16 protein-coding genes are annotated in these 18641 nt (G+C 70.2%); 9 read left to right on the forward strand and 7 right to left on the reverse strand.

The genetic code is table 11. From position 1 onward, the window contains the following. Window positions 1-4 precede the first annotated feature (4 nt). Entirely contained in the window at window positions 5-1042 is a 1038-nt protein-coding gene (locus tag ACYVO6_RS44185; protein WP_461071735.1) for an LLM class flavin-dependent oxidoreductase, read from the forward strand. Window positions 1043-1071: 29 nt separating this feature from the next. On the opposite strand, the gene ACYVO6_RS44190 is transcribed toward ACYVO6_RS44185, so the two are convergent. Continuing rightward, window positions 1072-1302 carry a hypothetical protein gene (locus ACYVO6_RS44190; protein ID WP_461071737.1) on the reverse strand — a complete coding sequence of 77 codons (231 nt, stop codon included), beginning with the start codon at window positions 1300-1302 and terminating at the stop codon, window positions 1072-1074. A 32-nt stretch (window positions 1303-1334) separates the two neighbouring features. On the opposite strand from ACYVO6_RS44190, the gene ACYVO6_RS44195 reads away from it, so the two are divergent. Next, complete coding sequence (locus ACYVO6_RS44195; RefSeq protein ID WP_461071739.1) at window positions 1335-2222, forward strand: LysR family transcriptional regulator; 888 nt, start codon at window positions 1335-1337, stop codon at window positions 2220-2222. On the opposite strand, the gene ACYVO6_RS44200 is transcribed toward ACYVO6_RS44195, so the two are convergent. From ACYVO6_RS44200 to ACYVO6_RS44220, 5 genes are all read right to left on the reverse strand, one after another. Beyond that, window positions 2159-2911, reverse strand: coding sequence for an SDR family NAD(P)-dependent oxidoreductase (locus ACYVO6_RS44200; RefSeq protein ID WP_461071741.1), 753 nt, complete (start codon window positions 2909-2911; stop codon window positions 2159-2161). The genes ACYVO6_RS44195 and ACYVO6_RS44200 overlap by 64 nt on opposite strands. Before the next feature lie 629 nt (window positions 2912-3540). Next, window positions 3541-4458 carry a hypothetical protein gene (locus tag ACYVO6_RS44205; protein WP_461071743.1) on the reverse strand — a complete coding sequence of 306 codons (918 nt, stop codon included), beginning with the start codon at window positions 4456-4458 and terminating at the stop codon, window positions 3541-3543. Continuing rightward, window positions 4455-6554, reverse strand: coding sequence for a PEP/pyruvate-binding domain-containing protein (locus tag ACYVO6_RS44210; RefSeq protein ID WP_461071745.1), 2100 nt, complete (start codon window positions 6552-6554; stop codon window positions 4455-4457). The genes ACYVO6_RS44205 and ACYVO6_RS44210 overlap by 4 nt, the downstream gene beginning before the upstream one ends. Before the next feature lie 6 nt (window positions 6555-6560). Beyond that, window positions 6561-7253: a DedA family protein gene (locus ACYVO6_RS44215; RefSeq protein ID WP_461071747.1), complete on the reverse strand. Its 693-nt coding sequence runs from the start codon at window positions 7251-7253 to the stop codon at window positions 6561-6563. 5 nt (window positions 7254-7258) lie between these two features. After that, a complete protein-coding gene (locus tag ACYVO6_RS44220; protein ID WP_461071749.1) occupies window positions 7259-8005 on the reverse strand; it encodes a hypothetical protein in 747 nt (248 codons plus the stop codon). A gap of 904 nt (window positions 8006-8909) precedes the next feature. Between ACYVO6_RS44220 and dctA the strand changes: the two genes are divergently transcribed. The 7 genes from dctA to ACYVO6_RS44255 all read left to right on the forward strand — a co-directional run bounded on the left by dctA (window position 8910) and on the right by ACYVO6_RS44255 (window position 17443). After that, on the forward strand, window positions 8910-10298 hold the full coding sequence (gene dctA, locus ACYVO6_RS44225) for a C4-dicarboxylate transporter DctA (protein ID WP_461071751.1): 1389 nt from the start codon (window positions 8910-8912) through the stop codon (window positions 10296-10298). A 63-nt stretch (window positions 10299-10361) separates the two neighbouring features. Beyond that, window positions 10362-11429: a glycerate kinase gene (locus ACYVO6_RS44230; RefSeq protein ID WP_461071753.1), complete on the forward strand. Its 1068-nt coding sequence runs from the start codon at window positions 10362-10364 to the stop codon at window positions 11427-11429. A gap of 42 nt (window positions 11430-11471) precedes the next feature. After that, window positions 11472-12371, forward strand: coding sequence for a LysR family transcriptional regulator (locus tag ACYVO6_RS44235; RefSeq protein WP_461071755.1), 900 nt, complete (start codon window positions 11472-11474; stop codon window positions 12369-12371). A gap of 113 nt (window positions 12372-12484) precedes the next feature. Beyond that, a complete protein-coding gene (locus ACYVO6_RS44240) occupies window positions 12485-13579 on the forward strand; it encodes a tartrate dehydrogenase (RefSeq protein WP_461071757.1) in 1095 nt (364 codons plus the stop codon). A 196-nt stretch (window positions 13580-13775) separates the two neighbouring features. Beyond that, window positions 13776-14882 carry an IS110 family RNA-guided transposase gene (locus ACYVO6_RS44245; RefSeq protein WP_461071759.1) on the forward strand — a complete coding sequence of 369 codons (1107 nt, stop codon included), beginning with the start codon at window positions 13776-13778 and terminating at the stop codon, window positions 14880-14882. A gap of 338 nt (window positions 14883-15220) precedes the next feature. Then, window positions 15221-15751, forward strand: a complete 531-nt coding sequence (locus ACYVO6_RS44250; RefSeq protein ID WP_461071760.1) for a peptidoglycan-binding domain-containing protein — start codon at window positions 15221-15223, stop codon at window positions 15749-15751. A 300-nt stretch (window positions 15752-16051) separates the two neighbouring features. Next, on the forward strand, window positions 16052-17443 hold the full coding sequence (locus ACYVO6_RS44255; protein ID WP_461071762.1) for a sulfatase-like hydrolase/transferase: 1392 nt from the start codon (window positions 16052-16054) through the stop codon (window positions 17441-17443). A gap of 40 nt (window positions 17444-17483) precedes the next feature. Here ACYVO6_RS44255 and rutA read toward each other — a convergent pair whose 3' ends face one another. Continuing rightward, on the reverse strand, window positions 17484-18548 hold the full coding sequence (gene rutA, locus ACYVO6_RS44260; RefSeq protein ID WP_461071764.1) for a pyrimidine utilization protein A: 1065 nt from the start codon (window positions 18546-18548) through the stop codon (window positions 17484-17486). Window positions 18549-18641: the final 93 nt, after the last annotated feature.

Below are 18641 nucleotides of genomic sequence, written 5' to 3' on the forward strand. Positions count from 1 at the left end.
CGCCATGACCTTCGAACTCGGCGTCTACTCCTTCGGCAACACCCCACGCCTGTCCGACGGCAGCCGCGGCCCCACCGCACAGGCCGTCCGCGATGTGCTGGAGGCCATCCAGCTCGCGGACGAGGTGGGACTGGACTTCTTCGGGGTGGGCGAGCACCACATGCGGGCGATGCCGCTGTCCTCGCCCACCTCGGTGGTCAACGCCGCCGCGGCCGCCACCCACCGGATCAAGCTCAGCACCGCGGTCACCGTCCTGTCGACCGACGACCCGATCCGGGTGTTCCAGCAGCTCGCGACCGCCGCCTCGCTGGCTCCCGGACGCATCGAACTGGTCGCCGGACGCGGATCGTCGACGATCACGTTCCCGCTGTTCGACCACGACGAGCACGACTACGACATGCTCTACGCCTCCAAACTCGCCCTGCTGATGGCCGTCAACGCCGGCGAGAACATCACCTGGCGCGGCCCGCACCGCAGACGGCCGCTGCAGGACGTCACCGTCTTCCCCCGCCCCGAGGAGCCGCTGAAGATCTGGCTGGGCACCGGCGGCAGCCCGGAGTCGGTGCAGCGCGCCGTCGAGTGGGGGCTGCCGATGTTCCTTGGCGTCCTCGGCGGCACCCCCGAGCACTGGGCGCGCTACGGGCACGCCTACCGCGCCGCCTGGGCCCAGGCCGGTCACCCCACCGAGCAGGCCGACATCGCGGTCGCCGTGCACGGGTTCGTCGCCGAGTCCGACGCCCAGGCCCGGTCGACCTACCTGGAGTACGAGCACCGCATGATGGCCGAAGGCCTGGCCGAACTGGGCCGCCCCGCCCCCTCGCGCGCCGACCGCGCCGCGACCTACGGCCCCGACGGCATGGTCTTCGTCGGCAGCCCCAACGAAATCGCCGACCGCATCCTCCACCTGCACGACCTGCTCGGCCACACCCGCCAGATCCTCCAGATGGACGTCGGCGGCATGCCCCAGCGCGACTTCCTGCGCGCCATCGAACTGCTCGGCACGAAAGTGCTCCCTCAGATCCGCGCCGAACTGGTGTTGTGACCGCATAGAAACCTCAGGCGCTCAACTCGTCAAGCGGCGACCGCGAGTTCGGTGGGGAAGGCTGTGTTTTCGTCGAACAGCCGGCGCTTCTGGAGACAGTGATAGAGCTGGCCTCCCTTCCCGACAAGGTCCGTGGCTACGAGCACGTCAAGATGGCGAACGTGGCGGCCTACCGCGTCCGGCAGGCCGAGCTGCTCACTCGGCTGAAGGTCCCGGTACGGGTTGGGGAGCTGGGAGCTGATGCGGCTCTCAGCGAGCATTTGCTCAGGCAACTGATTGGTGACCTGTGGATATGGAACGGCCGGAAACACGCGAGCTCGAGTACTTCGTCACGGTCGCCGAGGAACTGCACTTCGGGCGGGCCGCGGAACGGCTCGGGATCGCGCAGCCGCCGCTGTCCAGGGCGATCGGCAGGCTGGAACGCCGGATGGGCGTTCAATTGCTCACGCGCACCAGCCGTCGTGTCGACCTCACCGCGGCAGGCACGGTTTTCCTGGCCGAAAGCCGGAAGGCGTTGACCGCGGTGGACGGCGCGGTGTCGCGCGCCCAACGCAGCGGCCGCCCGCACCGGCTGGTGGTAGCCGCGCGGCAGGGCACCGGATCCGGGCTGCCGGCCAGGGTGGTGCGCGCCTATCGCCGCCTGCCCGGTGCGGCCGAGGTCGAGGTCGTGTTCAGCCGGGACCAGGTCGATCTGGTGCGCAACGGTTCGGCGGACATCGCGTTGATGTGCGGCCATGTCCGTCTTGATGGACTGGAGTTCTCCGAGCTCGCCGAGGCGCCGACAGTCGCGTTGCTGCCGCTGGACCATTCCCTCGCGGCGAAACCGGCTGTTTCGGTTGCCGATGTCGTGCGGGACGAGCTTTTTCGGCCGCTGTGGCCGGAGGACGCGCTGGAGATCGCGCTCGACGAGATCATCGAGAAGGTCGCGATGGGCGAACTGATTGTGACGGTGGGGGCGAGCGCGACCGACCGGATCGGATCCGCCGTCGTGGCTGTTCCCGTTGTCGACGCGCCGCCGACACAGGTGGTGCTGACCTGGGGGAAGGACGTCCCGGCCGCGACGCGTGACGCGTTCGTGCGTACCGCCCAGAGCGTGGCGGCCGGGATGTGGGCCGCTCAACCGAAGGGGCCCAGCTGGGTGGCGCCGCCGTCGACGACCAGCTCGAAGCCCGTGATGTAGCTGCTCTGGTCCGATGCGAGGAACAGGATCGCGTCGGCCTGTTCCTCCGGCCGCCCCCACCGGCCCAGTGGGACCTTCGACGAGAGGCTCGCCATGAACTCGCGCTTGGTGGCCTCGTCGATCCCGCTCCCGATCCCAGGAGTGTCCGTGGTGCCCGGTGCCATCGCGTTGACCCGGATCTTCCGTCCCTTGAGTTCGTTCGCCCATCCCCGGGCGAACGAACGGACCGCGGCCTTGGACGCGCTGTAGACGCTGTACCCTTCCGGTCCGGTGCTCCCCGACACCGAACTGACCAGCACGATCGACGCGCCGTCGTTGAGCAGTGGCAGGGCCTTCTGGACTGTGTTCAGTGTGCTCTTGACGTTGCTGTTGAAGATCTTGTCGAAGAGCTCGTCGGTGACGTCTTCGAGCCTGGCGAATGCGGAGGTCCCAGCGTTCACGACCAGCACGTCGATCCGGCGGCCGTCGCCCCGTACGGTGTCGTACAGCCGGTCGAGGTCCGCGGGGTTCGACACGTCGCCCTGGACGGCGATCGCGCCCACCTTCGCCGCGGCGGCTTCCAGCTCCTGCTGCCTGCGGCCGGTGACGTAGACCACCGCGCCCTCTTCGATGAATCGCTGCGCCGTGGCGAGTCCGATACCCGAACTGCCGCCGGTGATGACCGCGACCTTGTTGTTGAGCTTATTCATGACGTCGAGTCCAACACCGCTCGCCTGCGGGAACAATGACGGTTCCGGTATCACAGCGGTACCCGGCGGGTATCGGTCATGCATGGTCGGGCCGGCCGGAACAGGAGCTGGTCAGGTATGACCGTCGAGCTGGCGCCGCCGTTGGAGCGGGGCCGTTCCTCTTCATCTCCCACGACCTCGGCGTGGTACGGGAGATCAGCGACGACTGCGTCGTCATGCACCGGGGACGGGTCGTCGAAGCGGGCCGCACCGCCGCGGTCCTGGACGACCCGCAGGACACCTACACCCAGGCCCTGCTGTCGGCGGTGCCTCGCCCGGGGTGGGTACCCCGTCGCCGGGCCGGCGTTCAGCGCTCCACCGTGCCGCAGGAGGTGGGCGGCTGGCGGCACCGGCCGGTAGTTCGTGCTTTGACTGCCGGGTGGGCAGGCCGATGTCGAGATCGACCATCGCGTGCACGCTTGCCCGCGCGAGCGGGCCACGGCCGTCATCGCCGAGTTGGCCGCAGCCTTCGCTGACCGAGTCCGGGCGACAGGACGAAGCTCTGGGCAGCTGCGCGCGGCGCGGGCTCCGATCGTCGCTGAGCCGAGTGCCGTGGGCCAGTCCCACGGCACTCGGCTCTTGGCCGATGTTCAGCTCCGCTGTTCGGTCTGCCCTTCTCCGAGGACGACGGCGCTGGTGCGGTTGGTGTTGGCGTCCTGGAGGCAGCCGCGCAGGCGCATCACGTCGTGCGGCGGCAGGGCGGGGCGGATGACGCCGGTGTAGACGCCGTCGCGCATCTGGCTCAGGGTGGCGTTGTCGTTCTGGGCGGCGGTGGAGCGGCGGCAGGTCTCCCAGAGGTCGGTGGCGGCGAGCTGGACGGCCTGGGGGCTTTGGTCGCCGCGGGTCTCGACGCGGAAGACCATGGTGGTGCTCGCCGCGGTGGGGGCCTGTTCGGGTCGGGTCTGGGTCGCGTCCGCCAGGGCGGACCACAGCAGGGGCACCAGGAGCAGGCCACCGACGGCCGTTGCTACGGCGAGTGCCTTCCGGCCGGTGCGGGTGGGGGGTACGGCCGGGCGGCTCTCCAAAGCGGCGGTCGCGGTGAGCGGCGGGGCGGTCAGGGCGGCCAGGCGTCCGGCCAGTCGGCGCTCGGCGCCCGGTCGCGCGGTGGCTCCGGCCACCTTCTGGATGACCATGGCGATCCCGGACAGGGCCGCGCCGGCCACCATGAGCACGGGGACGAAGACGAACGTGCGGTGGGTGCCGTTCAGCTCCGTCCGGTCGACGGCGGCGAGCCAGTTGAAGTGGTTCGGCACCGGATCACGGGTCTGTTCGAGCCGCTTGCGCACCTCCTCGACGCGGGCGTCGGACTGCTCCAGCCGGTCCTCCAGGCGGGCCAGGCGGGTGAGCAGCAGGACGGTGGCGAGGAAGACCTCGACGACGATGAGCAGGGCGGCGGAGATCAGGGCCCGCTGCCATTCCCAGCGGGTCAGGTAGAGCACGGTGTAGTAGCCGGCGTAGGCGGCGGACAGGCCACCGAAGGTGTAGCCGACCAGTCTGATGGCCTTCATGCCGCCGACTCCTCACGTATCGATGTGGGTTCCGGCGCCGCACCGGGGGTGTCGTTCACGGTCACCTCTCCTGTCCCGCCGTCCACGGTCAAAGATGTTCCGGCGGGGAAGCGGTCGACCGCCGCGGGTACGCCGACTGCGGTGGGCACCCGGTATTCGCGGGCGAGCACGGCGAGGTGGGACAGGGCGCTGCCGGTCTCCGCGACCAGCCCGGTCAGGCCGGGCAGCAGTGGGGCCAGGGCGGGGTCGAGGGAGCGGACCACGAGCACGGGATGGTCGGGGCGCTCGCCGTGGCCGTCCCAGGCGGTGCCGGTGCCGAAGCCGCCGCCGGCCCCCTGCCCCTCGCCCGAGGCCCGGTGTCCGGGCGGGAGTTGGGCCACGGGGCGGCCGTCGGCCAGGCGGAAGACGGCGGGCAGCGGACCGGTGTCCTCGCGGGGCAGCCGTTCGGCGAGATCGGTCGGCAGGCCTTTGCCGTCCGCCGCCCTGACCAGTTCCTCCCAGCGCAACAGCACCAGACGAGAGGACCCGACCCCGCACTCACCGGGGCCGACGCGCTGTGCGAGTTCCCGAACCATCTGCGCCTGCATCTCCTGCACCCAGCGGATGCGCAGCCGCAGCCCTTCCCGCACGGGCAGCGCGCCCACGCCCCGCGGCGCCGTGGTCCACCCGGTCTGTGCGGGCAGCGGCGGGCGGTCGCCGAGGGTCGGAGGCAGCAGGGCCAGCAGAACGGGGTGGCGTTCCACGAGCTGCTCGTCGCTCAGGCCCCGCCTGCGGCCCTCCATCAGTTCGGCGAGCGCTTCGCCCGCTGCGGTGGCGCCGGTGCCCGCGCTGAGCAGCGCGCCCGCCAGGGACTCCTGGGCGTGCAGGGACGACAGGACGTGCCGGCCCCAGGCGACGGCGTCCAGTAGCTGGCCGCTGAGCATCTCCCGGGGTGGAGGGAAGTCGGCCAGCTGCCAGTCCACGTCCGCCATCAGGTCGACGGCCAGCAGCGGTAGTGCCGAGCGCAGCCGCCCGATCCGCCAGGCCGCGCCCGCCCGGCGGGCCCCCGGTGCCGGATTGATGAAGTCCAGGACCGGGTGGGCGGACGGGACGGCGCCCAGCAGTAGCAGATCGGCGGCAGCCCGCCCGTCCACGGTGGTCACCAGCGGGAGTGTGCGCAGCTGGTGCCGGGGCGCGGCGCCGGCGGTGTCGAGGGCGAGGGTGAGGCCGTGGGACATCGGGGCCACCCACAGGTCCTCCTCCAGCGGCTGGAGCACCCCGGGCAGGGTCTCGGCGACCGGACCGGGGCCCAGCAGGCGCGCTCCCCGTGGCGGGCGGGCCGCCATCGCGGTGATGGGCCGGGCCTGGAACAGCCACAGCTTTCCGTCGGCGTCGAAGCCGAACTCCATGTCCTGGGGTCCGCCGAACGCCCGCTCGGTCTTCTTGGCCAGCTCCACCAGCCTCACTCGTCGCCGGTGGGACAGGATCCGGTGGCCGCGTGCTTCGGCCGGGTCGGTGCGTACCAGCCGGGCGAGGCGGGTCAGTTGATAGCGCACACCTTGGGTGCTGCCGTCGACGAGCTGGTGCGGTCCGCCAGGCACCGCGCTGACGAGGATCCGGTCGGTGCGGCCCTCGACCGGGTCGGCGCCGAACATCACGCCGCCGACGGCGGATGCGAGCATCGGCTGCACCAGCACCGCCATTCCGTCACCGTCCGGGATCTCCTCCGGTGGGCGCAGCGGCCTGACTCGTCCGGCGGAGTCGAGGACGATCTGCACCGCGATGGTGAACTCCTCCCAGCCCCGCACATCCAGCACCGACTCGAACCGCCCCGCCATGGAGGAGTCCTCGGTGTCCTCGTGTGCGGAGGAGGACCGCACGACCAACGCCCGCTCCTCGGGGCCGGCCAGCGCCCGCCACGCGGAGCGCACCGCGTCCTCCCCTGCGCCCGCCTGGGGTGCCCGATCGGCGGGCACCAGCACGAACCCCGGCAGCACCGGCAACCCCGCCACGGCGGCACGCGCCAGATTGGCGGCCTTCGCGCCGGTGACGGCCGCGTCCTTCGCATGTTCGGCGTCCAGCGGTACGACCGCCAGTTCCGCACCCTCGAATCCCATGGGTCACTACTCCTTCGAAGAGGTGGTGAGGTGGATCGGTTCCTGTTGAGGGCGCCGAAGGGCTGCGCCGGAGGCCACCACGGCAGACGGCACCCGCGCGCTGCCGCGGCGACGCCTGAGCAACCACACGAGACCGACCAGCGCCACAGCCGCGGCGGCGAGCACGGTCGCAACGATCGGACCGGCCGAGTGCAGGAACTCGGTGGCGGCGGCGCCGGCGAAGTAGCCGAGGAGCACGTTTCCGATGCCCCAGATCAGCGAGGCGAGAGTGCTGAAGAGGAAGAAGCGGCGGTACGGCATGCCGGACGCCCCGGCGGCGAAGGGCAGGAAGGTCCGTACGAATCCGATGAACCGGCCAGTGACGACCGCCGCCCCGCCATGACGCGTCAGGAAGTCATGGGCCTGTCCGATCCGGCCGTCGGGCCGGATTCGGCGTAGAAGTCGGGCGTTCGGGCGTCGCCCGTACCAGTGCCCCAGGGCGTAGCCGAGACTGTCGCCGGTCATGCCACCGGTCACGACGAGGGCGGCGAGGAGCACAGGGTTGAGGTCGCCCTGGCCCGCGATCGCGGACGCGAGGAGGATGACGGTCTCGCCGGGCAGCAGCACACCGATGAAGGCGCTGGTCTCGCCGGCCGTCACGGCGAACACGACGATGTACGACCACCATCCCGCCGCCTCGATCAGAGCACCGACATCCATGGCCGTCAGCCCGCCTGCCGCAGCGGGGCGGGTTCCGGAGTGTCCGTCGGCTTCGGCACCTGGGTGTGTGGCCGGAACGACAGCACCCGTCCCTGCGAATCCCCGGCGGGCAAGGCGTCCGCGTCCCCGCGCGGATGCTTCTCCTTCTCATACGGGAGGTGACCTGCGGCGTACCACGCCAGCAGCGGTGCGACCACGGCAGACAGCGCTGCGAGCCAGAGGCTGCCCCCGGTCGACGCCCCCGCCACTGCCGCGGACAGCGCGATCAGCAGTACGGTCACCCGCGGCCAGGTCTTCGAGGTGGTGGCGACCACCGCCAGCGCCATCAGCACGTACCAGCCGGCACGTACACCGGGCAGCGCCAGGTAATCACCGAGCACGGACGTCTCGCGCACCGGCCATTCCCGCACCGAGGCGAAGACGCCGAGCCCGGCCGCGCCGGACAACAGCAACGCGATGGCAAGGCGCATGTAGACCTGCTGATCCCGCCGGGCCAGCCAGAGCAGGCTCAGCACCGCCAAGGGCAACGGGGCGAGGGCAAGGATCCAGGTCAGTGCCTGTGCCACATCGTGGACGAACGCCGCTCCTCTCTCCGCTGCGACGGTCCCATAAGGGCGGAGACGTTCGGCGGCGGACGACGTCCAGCCGACCTCGACGAAGGCCTCCTTACGGACGGACACGGCGAGGAGCCCGGAATACATGAGCAGCGTCGCCGCCACGCCCGCTATCGCGAGCCGCAGGTTCCGCCGCACGTGCGCCTCCCTCGGCGCGGTCCGGCTGAGAACCGGCGCGCGCCGGGAACCGCGGCTGCGAAGGCCGCAGGCGGCCACGCAGCTCACCGGGTCCCTCCGGCATCGTGCGCCAGGCTCCTCAGCCGCTGTGTCCTGGCCGCTTCCCACAGCGGCATGACGCGCGCGGTCTTCTTCCTCGCCCTGCTCGGCTGCGGGGATGCGCCGTTCCGAGGCGATACGGACTGCGTCACGGCAGCCTCCTGATCAGTCAGGGGCGCGTCACTCGAGGGCGCGCCGACTGTCCCTTCTCATTGATCAAGATAAGTGGGAAGCCTGGTCCATTTATTTCCCCCGCCGGGTGTGACGTGCATCACCTGGCTGACGGTGGGCTGGGCATCGGACCCAAGGAGCGGCTCGTCTCGCGTAGCCTCCCGCTCTCTGACGACCTGACCGTCGGCGACGCCTGCGCGGCCCTGAGCGAAGGCCGGCGCCTTCTCCGGCAACACGGTCCAGGAGCACACGGGCCTGCGCTGCGACAAGCTCATCGCAGCGCAGAAGAAGAGGCTCCTCGGCATGGTCGAGCCTTCGTGGGCCGGGCCGATGGCATCGGCGACGGCGATGCGCTCTCCGTCCGTCTGTACTGCCCGGTCTTCTGGGTCGAGGTCGACTGCCAGTCGCCCGGCCCTCTCGCCGGTGCGACGCGCGACCCAGGGAGGCGACCCGACCAGAAGGACGTCCACTTCGTCATGCGCAGGCCCCTTCGCCCGCGCAGTGGAGCCTGTGGCCTGTGCCGGTATTGATAGGCCCGGCCTATACGGGGCATCGATTTTTGGTCGTGGACCCCCTGATGTGTGGCCCGGTTCACTGTGGCGCAAAGCTGGCGCGTGCCGATCGGGCTCGGTGTCGCGCGATCAGGGAGGCTGCAATGACGCAAACCCCGGACAACGAGCGAGCCGCACAGGCCGCGCGCATCGCGGCGAAACCGTGGTACCGGCAGTTGTACGTCCAGGTCCTGGTGGCGATCGTGATCGGCATCGTGCTGGGCTGGCGGTGGCCGGATCTCGCCACCGACATGGAGCCGCTCGGTACGACGTTCATCACCGCGATGAAGATGCTGATCGGCCCGATCGTGTTCCTGACCATCATCGGCGGCATAGCGGGCGTCGCGGACCTGAAGAGGGTCGGGCTCACCGGGATCAAGGCGCTGACCTACTTCCAGGTCGGCACGATCGTCGCCATGGCGGCGGGTCTGGTGGCGATCAACATCTTCCGGCTCGGCGACGGCGTGCACGCCGACCCGTCGACGCTGGACACCTCCGGCGACGCGGGCGAGTACATCGAGAAGGGCGAGCACCAGCAGTGGTGGGAGTTCCTCACCCACATCGTGCCGGACAGTTTCTTCGGCCCGTTCGTCGAGGGCGACATCCTCCAGGTGATCTTCCTGGCGGTGATTTTCGGCGTCGCGCTGAAGGCGGTGGGGAAGTCGGGTGAGCCGGTCATCGCGGGTGTGCACCGGCTGACCGAGGTCGTCTTCAAGGTGCTGTCGTACGTCATGAAGGTCGCGCCGCTGGGTGCCTTCGGCGCGATGGCGTACGCGATCGGGAAGTTCGGCCTGTCCACCCTGACCAGCCTGGGCTCGCTGATCCTGCTCTTCTACGTCACGTCGATCCTGTTCGTCGTGGTGGTGCTCGGCGGTGTGCTGGCCGCGTACGTGAAGCTGAACATCTTCCAGCTCTTCCGCTACTTCAAGGAGGAGTACCTCCTGATCCTGGGCACGTCCACCGCCGAGCCCGCGCTGCCGGGGCTGATGCGCAAGCTCCAGCACATGGGGGTCGAGAGGTCCACGGTCGGCCTGGTCGTGCCGACCGGCTACAGCTTCAACCTCGACGGCGCGGCGATCTACCTCTCCCTCGCGACGCTGTACATCGCCCAGGCCACCGACACCCCGCTGTCCGTCACCCAGCAACTGGGGCTGCTCGCGGTCATGTTGCTGACCTCCAAGGGCGCGGCGGGTGTCGCGGGCGGCGGTTTCATCGCGCTCACCGCGACCCTGTCGACCGTCGGTACCGTTCCCGCCGCCGGCATCATGCTCGTCTTCGGCATCGACAAGTTCATGTCCGAGTGCCGGGCCATGGTGAACTTCTCCGGCAACGCCGTCGCCACCCTCTTCATCGCCCGGTGGGAGAACACCCTGGATCTGGCGCGGGCACGCGAGGTGCTGGCAGGCAGGGCGGTGGAACCGCCGGTGGCCGCCGAGCCGGAAGCGGTGAAGAGCCGGCCGACTGTGGCTCCCAGCGCCGAGGTGGCGTCCTGATGGTGTCCGTCCTGGTCGCCCCGGACAAGTTCAAGGGCTCCCTCAGCGCTGGAGCGCGGGCTGTTGGAAGGCGCCCCGCGCGCGCAGGTCCGCCGGCTCGCGCTGGCGGACGGGGGCGAGGGCAGTGTGGATGCCGCCTGCGCGGGCCGGTTCCGGTCCGAGAAGGTCACGGTGACCGGGCCGACCGGGCAGCCGGTCACGGCCGAGGTCGCGGTGCGGGGCCGTACCGTGCTCATCGAGGCGGCGGCCATCTGTGGACTCGGCATGCTGCCGGGCGGGCGCAAGGTGCCGCTCACGGCCACGAGCCGGGGTATCGGTCAGGCCGTCCGGTACGCGCTGGCGTGCGGAGCGGACACGATCGTCCTCGCACTCGGCGGTGTTGCCACGACTGACGGTGGCGCGGGACTGCTGCAGTCCCTCGGCGCGGTACTGGCCCGCGAGAACGGCACGCCGATCGGCCCGGGCGGCGCAGGGCTCGCCGACCTCCACATGGTCGACCTCGCCGAGGCCCGCGCCGCGCTGGCCCGGGTCGACCTCGTCCTGGCCACCGATGTGGACAACCCGCTGCTGGGACCGACTGGCACGGCCGCCGTTTACGGTCCCCAGAAGGGGGTGAGCGCGGACGACGTACGGGAGCTGGACGGCGCGCTCGCCGGTTTCGTACGGCGGTTGGCGGCGGCGGGAGTCGCAGAGGCGGTACGCCTCGCTGATGCCCCCGGTGCCGGGGCAGCCGGCGGGCTGGGGTACGCCGGCATGCTGCTGGGCGGGCGGGTGTGCTCGGGGGCCGACTACTTCCTTACCCTGCTCGGAGCCGACGACCTGCTGGCCGGGAGCGTCTTCGTCGTAACCGGCGAAGGCAGCCTCGACGAGCAGTCCTTGTCGGGCAAGCTGCCGGTCGCGCTCGCCCGGCGGGCCCGTCGACTGGACGTGGCGGTGCACGCGATGGCCGGCCGCTGCACCCTGCCCGCGGACCGGACCGCCACCCACTTCCGTTCCGTCCAGGCCCTGACGGACCTGACCGACCAGGACTGCGCGCAGGACAGCGCCCTGTCCGCGCGGCTGCTCGCCCAGTGCGGGCGGACCCTCGCCAGCCGCTGGATCGGACGCGGAGGAACGGAAACCGGCAGGTAGGCTCGCTCCGCCTGTCGTACCGGCACAGAGCGGGGAGGCACCGTGGACGCCCGGCAACTGGAGTACTTCCTCGCCATCGTCGAGCACGGTGGTTTCAGCAAGGCCGCCGCCGCCCTCCACGTGGCCCAGCCGTCGCTGTCCCAGGCGATGGCGAACCTGGAGGCCGATCTCGGGGTGGCCCTCTTCCACCGGGTGGGGCGGGGCGTCGTACTGAGCGAAGCCGGTGCGGAACTGCTGGAGCCGAGCCGTCGCGTGCTGCGGGACCTGGCCGCCGTACGGGACACCGCGGCCGCGCTCGCCGGGCTGCACGGCGGCACCGTCGAGGTCGCCACCATGCCCTCGCCCGGCATCGAACCGCTCACCACCCTCATCCACCGCTTCGCCGAGCTGCATCCGTCGGTGACGGTGAGCACCCAGGCCGCATTCACCCCGGACGAGGTCATATCCCTGGTGAGCAGCGGCGCCTGTGAACTGGGCCTGCTGGGCAGTGCCGCTCCCGTGCTCCCGTCCGGGCTGGACGTGCTGCACGTCGAGGACCAGCCGTTCGTGGTCGTTGCCGCGCCCGGCGGGGCGATCGAGGACGACGTCACGATCCGGCCCGAGGACCTGGCCGGCCAGAAGCTCATCGCGTCCCGCACCGGCAGCCTGATGCGCAGCATCGTGGACGACATCACCGCGGGCGGCACCGGAACGGAGATCGTGACGGTCGTCGACCACCGCACGTCGATCCTGCCGCTGGTCCTCACCGGGGTGGGCGTCGCGGTCCTGCCCTCCTCCTGGACCCGGCTGGCCCGCCGCTGCGGCGCGGTGGTCGCACCCATCGAGCCGACCGCCCATCTCCACGTGGCGATGGTCAGCCTGCCCGCCCACCTCACGCCGGCGGCGCGGGCGTTCCTCGCTCTCACCGGGTCGCTGGCGCAGCGGCGGGCACACGCCGCCTGACGCAGGACCGATCGGCCACGCCTATACGTCGTATCGAAAGCAGGTCTTGGACGCGCCGTGACGTCGGTGTGTTGACTCGAATCCGACCGCACCACAGCGAGCCGGAGGCACCCATGACAGCCGCACCCCGCACGTTCCGCATCGCCGCCATCCCCGCCGACGGGGTGGGCAAAGAGGTCGTCGCCGCCGGGCGAGCCGTCCTGGACGCCCTGGCCGAGACCTCCCAGGCGTCCGCGGCCCCCTTCGCCTTCGAGTGGGAGGAGTTCCCCTGGGGCTGCGAGTTCTACGAGCGCACCGGCAAGATGATCGACGACGACGGCCTGGAGCAGCTCAAGGACTTCGACGCCATCTACTTCGGCGCCGTCGGCTGGCCGACCGTCCCCGACCACGTCAGCCTGTGGGGCCTGCGCCTGAAGATCTGTCAGAGCTTCGACCAGTGGGCCAACGTCCGCCCCGTGCACTTCCTGCCCGGCGTCCAGAGCCCTCTGCGCAAGGCCGACGACACGGAGCTCGACTGGGTCGTCGTCCGCGAGAACAGCGAGGGCGAGTACGCAGGCCTGGGTGGCCGCAACCTCTCCGGCCGCGGACCCGGCGGCGAAGTCGCCGTCCAGTCGGCCCTGTTCACGGAGGTGGGCTGCGAGCGCATCATGCGGTTCGCCTTCGACCTGGCCCGCACCCGGGTGCACAAGAAGGTCTCCTCCGTGACCAAGAGCAACGCCCAGCAGTACGGCATGGTCCTGTGGGACGACGTCTTCCAGCGGGTCGCCGCCGACTACCCGGACGTCGAGACCGAGAGCGTGCTCGTGGACGCGATGTCCGCCAAGTTCGTGCTGCACCCCGAGGACCTCTCGGTCGTCGTCGCCTCCAACCTCAACGCCGACATCCTCTCCGACCTCGGCAGCGCCCTGGCGGGCAGCCTGGGCCTGGCGGCCAGCGCCAACCTCAACCCCGAGCGCCGCTTCCCCAGCATGTTCGAGCCGGTGCACGGCTCCGCGCCGGACATCGCGGGCCAGGGCCTGGCCAACCCGATCGGCGCGGTCGGCAGCGCCGCGCTGATGCTGGAGCACTTCGGGCTTCCCGACCAGGCGGCCCGCCTCAACAAGGCGATCGAGGCCACGACCGCCGCGGGCATCCTCACCCGCGACGTCGGCGGCACGGCCACGACGGAAGACGTGACCAAGGCCCTGACCGACGCGCTCAACGCCTGACGGTCTGGACCGGGTGGTGGCCGGACCTCTGACTTGTTGAATCGGACCCAGACGCACGGTCTGCAGCCGTAGCGTCCAGGATGCCGACCGGCATGGGCTCGCGTGACCTCATGCCGCCCCAACTGGAGCTGGCTCATGATGAGTTTGCCGCCGCCGGCCGGCACCCGCGCGGTGTGGCTCGACAGAGGCGTGACCAATGGACGCTGAGACTTCAAGTCAGAGTGCCCACCGCACCCCTCCCATCCCGCTCGACCTGGGCAAGGTGCACGTGATCACCATCGGTATCGACCCCCACAAGTCCTCCCACACCGCCGTCGCCGTCGACGCCGCAGGACACCAGCTCGCCCAGCGGCGCTTCGTCGTCAACGCAGGGACCGTCCGGCAACTGCTGCGCTGGTGCGAGCGATGGCCCGAGCGCCGTTTCGCCGTCGAAGGCGCCAAAGGACTCGGCCGCAGCCTCGCCCAGCAGCTGGCGGCCGCCGGCGAGCCCGTGGTGGATGTGCCCTCCACCCTCTCCGCCCGGGCCCGGCTCCTGGCCACCGGCGGGGACCGCAAGACCGATGCGGCCGACGCCCTGCACGTCGCCCAGGTCGCCCTCTTCCGGCACGACCTGCGCACGGTCGAGCCGGAAGACCAGTCGACGATCCTGCGGCTGCTGACCGAGCGGCACGACGACCTGGTCAACGAACGCACCCGCATCATCAACCGCCTCCACGCCGTGCTGCGGGACCTGCTGCCCGGCGGTGCCCCCACCCGCCTGTCCGCAGAGAAGGCCGCCGCCCTCATGAAAGGCATCCGTCCAGCCACCGCCACCGACTGCTGCCGCCGCGACCTCGCTCGGGATCTCCTCGCCGACCTGCGGCGCGTCGACCGGCAAGTCCGCGACAACGAAGCCCAAATGCGCGACGCTCTGGCCGCAGCCCGCACCGCGCTGACCGCGCTCCCTGGCCTGGGCACCGTGCTCGCCGCCAAGCTCCTCGGACACGTCGGCGACGTCACACGCTTCCCCACCGAGCACCACTTCGCCAGCTACACCGGCACGGCACCCCTGGATGCCTCCAGCGGCAAGAACACCCGTCACCGCCTCAACACCGGAGGCAACCGCGCGCTGAACTCCGTGCTGCACATCATCGCGGTCTGCCAGATCCGCGACGGCGGCCGAGGCCAGGACTACTACCTGCGGAAAATCGCCGAAGGCAAGACGCCGGCGGAGGCCCGCCGGGCCCTCAAACGACGCTTGTCGAACGTTGTCTACCGCACCCTCAAACGCGACCGCCAGACGACGCCTGCTGCGGCCGCTTGACACACAGAGGCACTCATCAGCGTCTCCGACGACACCTCCCGGGCCCGGTGGCACCACCCCCCAGGTCATCCCTTCGACAGGGGGACACAGTCATGCCGGGCCCGGAGGCCGGCGGCCCTTTTGCAAGACCGCGGAAAACATAACGGGGGCGCCCGGGTGCCGACGGGCCGACTGTCCCACTCAGTCCTGGCGTCCCCGGGTGGGCGGATGTCAAGCCCCGGAACTACGTGACTACCCCCCCAGGCTCTCTTCGCGGATGGTCGAGTTAGTCAATTCGACAACCCGCTTGGTCTCGCGAGGATCAACGGGATGAGCGGTCCAAGGGAAAGAAGAAGAACATGAACAAGCACTTCCGCAAGGCAGCGATGGCGACCGTGCTGGCCGTGGGCACCGCTCTCGGGGGATTCGCGGCGACGGGCGCGGCCCATGCGGACGAGGAAGTCGGCGTCATCGACGGCAGCGGCAACACCGGCGACGACTGGGACGACGAGGGAACGCTCAAGAAGGGTGCCGAGAGCAACGCGGTCGTCCTGTGGCAGACCGTCCTGGTGGCTGATGGCGTCTCCTGGAAGGACGGCGCGGGCGTCCTGCACCTGTTCACCGAGGACGACATCAGCGGCGAGTTCGACTTGCGTACCGCGTCGGCGACCAAGTTCTGGCAGAAGGACAGGGGTCTGAATCAGAGCGGCAAGGCGACCGCCGCGTCCTTCAAAGCCGCGGGCAACAACCTCGGCCCCAACAAGAATGGCACTGTCGTCTATGAGGGCAGCGCCGACGACGTGACCTTCAAGCGGAAGACGGTGGACGGCTTCGACAAGAAGGTCTACTCCGTCAACTTCGACGGTTCGTCCGTCCCGGCCACTTACTGAGTAGTCGTATCTCAAGCGATCATGGAACGTGCGGGTCGGACAGGTTTCCCGCGGGGTGATCTTCCCGTTGTACGCACATAAAGACAGGGCCTCTCGGCAGCTCGGGGATGCGAATCCAACCGAGCAGTGCCGAGAGGCCCTGCTGTCGTTGTTGTACGCGTCCGAGCCCGTTCAGTTCAGCTCGGCTGCTCCATCGTGTGATTTCCTCGCGCATGCGTACGGCAACGCGGTCGGCCATCCGGATCCGCCGCAGCTCGACCTGAGACGGCCGTGATCAGCTATGTGAACCAAAGGAGCGCCATGCCGCAACGGCCCCCGAACGTCATCGTCGTCTTCACCGACCAGCAGCGCTGGGACACGACGGGGGTGCACGGCAACCCGCTCGGCCTGACGCCCAACTTCGACAGCATGGCGCGCACCGGTACGCACGCCGTGCAGGCGATCACCCCGCAGCCGGTGTGCGCCCCGGCGCGGGCGGCCCTCCAGACCGGGCAGTACCCGACGACCACCGGCTGTTTCCGTAACGGCATCCCCTTGCCCGAGCGCAGTCGCACCCTCGCCCATCACTTCGGCGCGGCCGGCTACGCCACCGGCTACCTCGGCAAATGGCACCTGGCGAGCAGTAACCCCGTACCGCCCGAACAGCGCGGCGGCTACGGCTCCTGGCTGGGCTCGAACACCTTGGAGTTCACCTCCGACGCGTACAAGACGGTCATGTACGACGACGGCGGCAGGCCGGTCCTCCTGCCCGGCTACCGCTCCGACGCTCTGTTCGACGCGGCCGTACGCTACGCCGCCGACCACCACGCCGAACCGTTCTACCTCTTCTGCTCTCTCATCGAGCCGCACCACCAGAACGAGGTGGACAGCTATCCGGCACCCGACGGCTACGCGCAGCGCTACCAGGGCCGCTGGATGCCGCCCGACCTCGCCGCCCTGTCGGCCTCCGGCGGCTCGGCGCACCGCCACATCGGCGGCTATCTCGGGCAGATCCGCCGCGTCGACGAGGGGCTCGGCCGGCTGCTGGACGCGCTGCGCAGCATGGACCTGCTCGACGACACGATCGTCGCGTTCACGTCCGACCATGGCAACCACTTCAAGACGCGTAACGACGAGTACAAGCGCTCCTGTCACGACGGCTCCGTGCGGGTGCCGCTCGCCGTGCGCGGCCCCGGCTTCGACGGCGGCCGGGCGATCGACACGCCGGTCAGCACCATAGACCTCGCCCCGACGCTGCTGGACGCCGCGGGGGTCGGCGTGCCCGACGACATGCAGGGGCGGTCCTTCCTGCCCCTGGTCCGCGATCCCGGGGCCGAGTGGCCGAGCGAGGTGTACATCCAGATCAGCGAGGCCGAGTGCGGCAGGGCGATCCGCACCTCCCGCTGGAAGTACCACGTCAGCGCACCCGACGCCGACCCGTGGCGTCGGCCCTCGGCGGACCGCTATACCGAGACCGCCCTGTATGACCTGGCCCACGACCCCTACGAGCTGGACAACCTCGTAGGCCTGGCCTCCCACCGGGACCTCGCCGACGACCTGCGCGAGCGGCTGCTGCGCCGGATGGCGGAGGCGGGCGAGCCCCCTTCGGTGATCGAGCCCGCCCCGGTGCGCACCCACCCCCAGCGCCGCGTGGACCCCGCGGTGCACGGCCTCACCCTGAAGGGTGCTCGCTTCGGTCACCAGCGGGGCTGAACGGCAGGGGGGCGGGCTCCGCCAGGTCATGAGCGGGACTTCACGAGCGGCACCGCATCAGTGGCTGGATGCGCGTGCCGAAGTTCTCGATGCCTTCGAGGAAGTCGTCGAACACCAGCATGATCCCCTTGGTGCCGGGGACCTCGGCGACCTCGTCGAGCATCTTCGCGACGGTCTCGTACGAGCCGACGAGCGTGCCCATGTTGAAGTTCACGGCGCCCTCGGGCAGCGAGATGGTGCGGGCGGTCGAGGAGTCGTCGGCGGTCTTGTCCGTGGCCGATTCCCCCGCCATGTACGCCAGCGCCGCGCGGTCGGCGTTGTCGTGGTAGTCCTGCCACTTCGCCTGGGCGGCCTCGTCGGTCTCGTCCGCGATGACCATGAACAGCGACATCGCTCCGACGTCGCGGCCGGCCTGGTGCGCCGCGTCCACGAGCGTGGCCGTGGTGTCCGAGAGCGCGAGCGGGGTGTTGACGCCGCTGCCCAGGATGAAGTTGTAGTCGGCGTGCTCGGCGGCGAATTTCATGCCGGTGTTGCTCTGGCCCGCGGCAACGATGTCAATGTGCCCGTTCACCGGCTGCGGCGACAGCACGCAGTCGTCCATCTCGTAGAACTCGCCCTTGAAGTCGCTGACGCCCTCGCTCCACAGCTCCTTCATCACGGTGACGTACTCGACGGCCCGGGCATAGCGGTTGCCGAAGTGTTCGTCCCCGGGCCACAGGCCCATCTGGGAGTACTCGCCTGGCGCCCAGCCGGTGACGATGTTGACGCCGAACCGGCCGGGGGCGATCGAGTCGACCGTCACGGCCATGCGCGCGACGATCGCCGGCGGCAGGACGAGGATCGGCGTCGAGGCGTACAGCTTGATCCGCTCCGTAACGGCGGCCAGGCCCGCCATCAGCGTGAACGACTCGAGGCAGTGGTCCCAGAACTCGGTCTCGCCGCCGAACCCCTTGAGCTTGATCATCGACAGCGCGAAGTCGAGCCCGTGCTCCTCGGCCTTCTGCACGATGGCCTTGTTCAGCTCGAAGGTGGGCATGTACTGCGGGGAACTCTTCGATATGAGCCAGCCGTTGTTGCCGATGGGGATGAAGACGCCGATATCCATGCCGCCAGGCTGCCCGTGGGGAGGCACGTTACACGGGACTGGAGCGTTACTCCCGTTACACTGCCGGGAGTTGACGATGCACTCAGCCAACTC

It is taken from the genome of Streptomyces pseudoechinosporeus, assembly GCF_054783935.1.

Coding starts and splice junctions, on each gene's coding strand:
- ACYVO6_RS44205 (WP_461071743.1), bottom strand. CDS start 4,458: ATGAAGGCCATCAGACTGGTCGGCTACACCTTCGGTGGCCTGTCCGCC.
- ACYVO6_RS44200 (WP_461071741.1), bottom strand. CDS start 2,911: ATGAATAAGCTCAACAACAAGGTCGCGGTCATCACCGGCGGCAGTTCG.
- rutA (WP_461071764.1), bottom strand. CDS start 18,548: ATGGATATCGGCGTCTTCATCCCCATCGGCAACAACGGCTGGCTCATA.
- dctA (WP_461071751.1), top strand. CDS start 8,910: ATGACGCAAACCCCGGACAACGAGCGAGCCGCACAGGCCGCGCGCATC.
- ACYVO6_RS44250 (WP_461071760.1), top strand. CDS start 15,221: ATGAACAAGCACTTCCGCAAGGCAGCGATGGCGACCGTGCTGGCCGTG.
- ACYVO6_RS44215 (WP_461071747.1), bottom strand. CDS start 7,253: ATGGATGTCGGTGCTCTGATCGAGGCGGCGGGATGGTGGTCGTACATC.
- ACYVO6_RS44210 (WP_461071745.1), bottom strand. CDS start 6,554: ATGGGATTCGAGGGTGCGGAACTGGCGGTCGTACCGCTGGACGCCGAA.
- ACYVO6_RS44190 (WP_461071737.1), bottom strand. CDS start 1,302: ATGCTCGCTGAGAGCCGCATCAGCTCCCAGCTCCCCAACCCGTACCGG.
- ACYVO6_RS44185 (WP_461071735.1), top strand. CDS start 5: ATGACCTTCGAACTCGGCGTCTACTCCTTCGGCAACACCCCACGCCTG.
- ACYVO6_RS44245 (WP_461071759.1), top strand. CDS start 13,776: ATGGACGCTGAGACTTCAAGTCAGAGTGCCCACCGCACCCCTCCCATC.
- ACYVO6_RS44240 (WP_461071757.1), top strand. CDS start 12,485: ATGACAGCCGCACCCCGCACGTTCCGCATCGCCGCCATCCCCGCCGAC.
- ACYVO6_RS44255 (WP_461071762.1), top strand. CDS start 16,052: ATGCCGCAACGGCCCCCGAACGTCATCGTCGTCTTCACCGACCAGCAG.
- ACYVO6_RS44195 (WP_461071739.1), top strand. CDS start 1,335: ATGGAACGGCCGGAAACACGCGAGCTCGAGTACTTCGTCACGGTCGCC.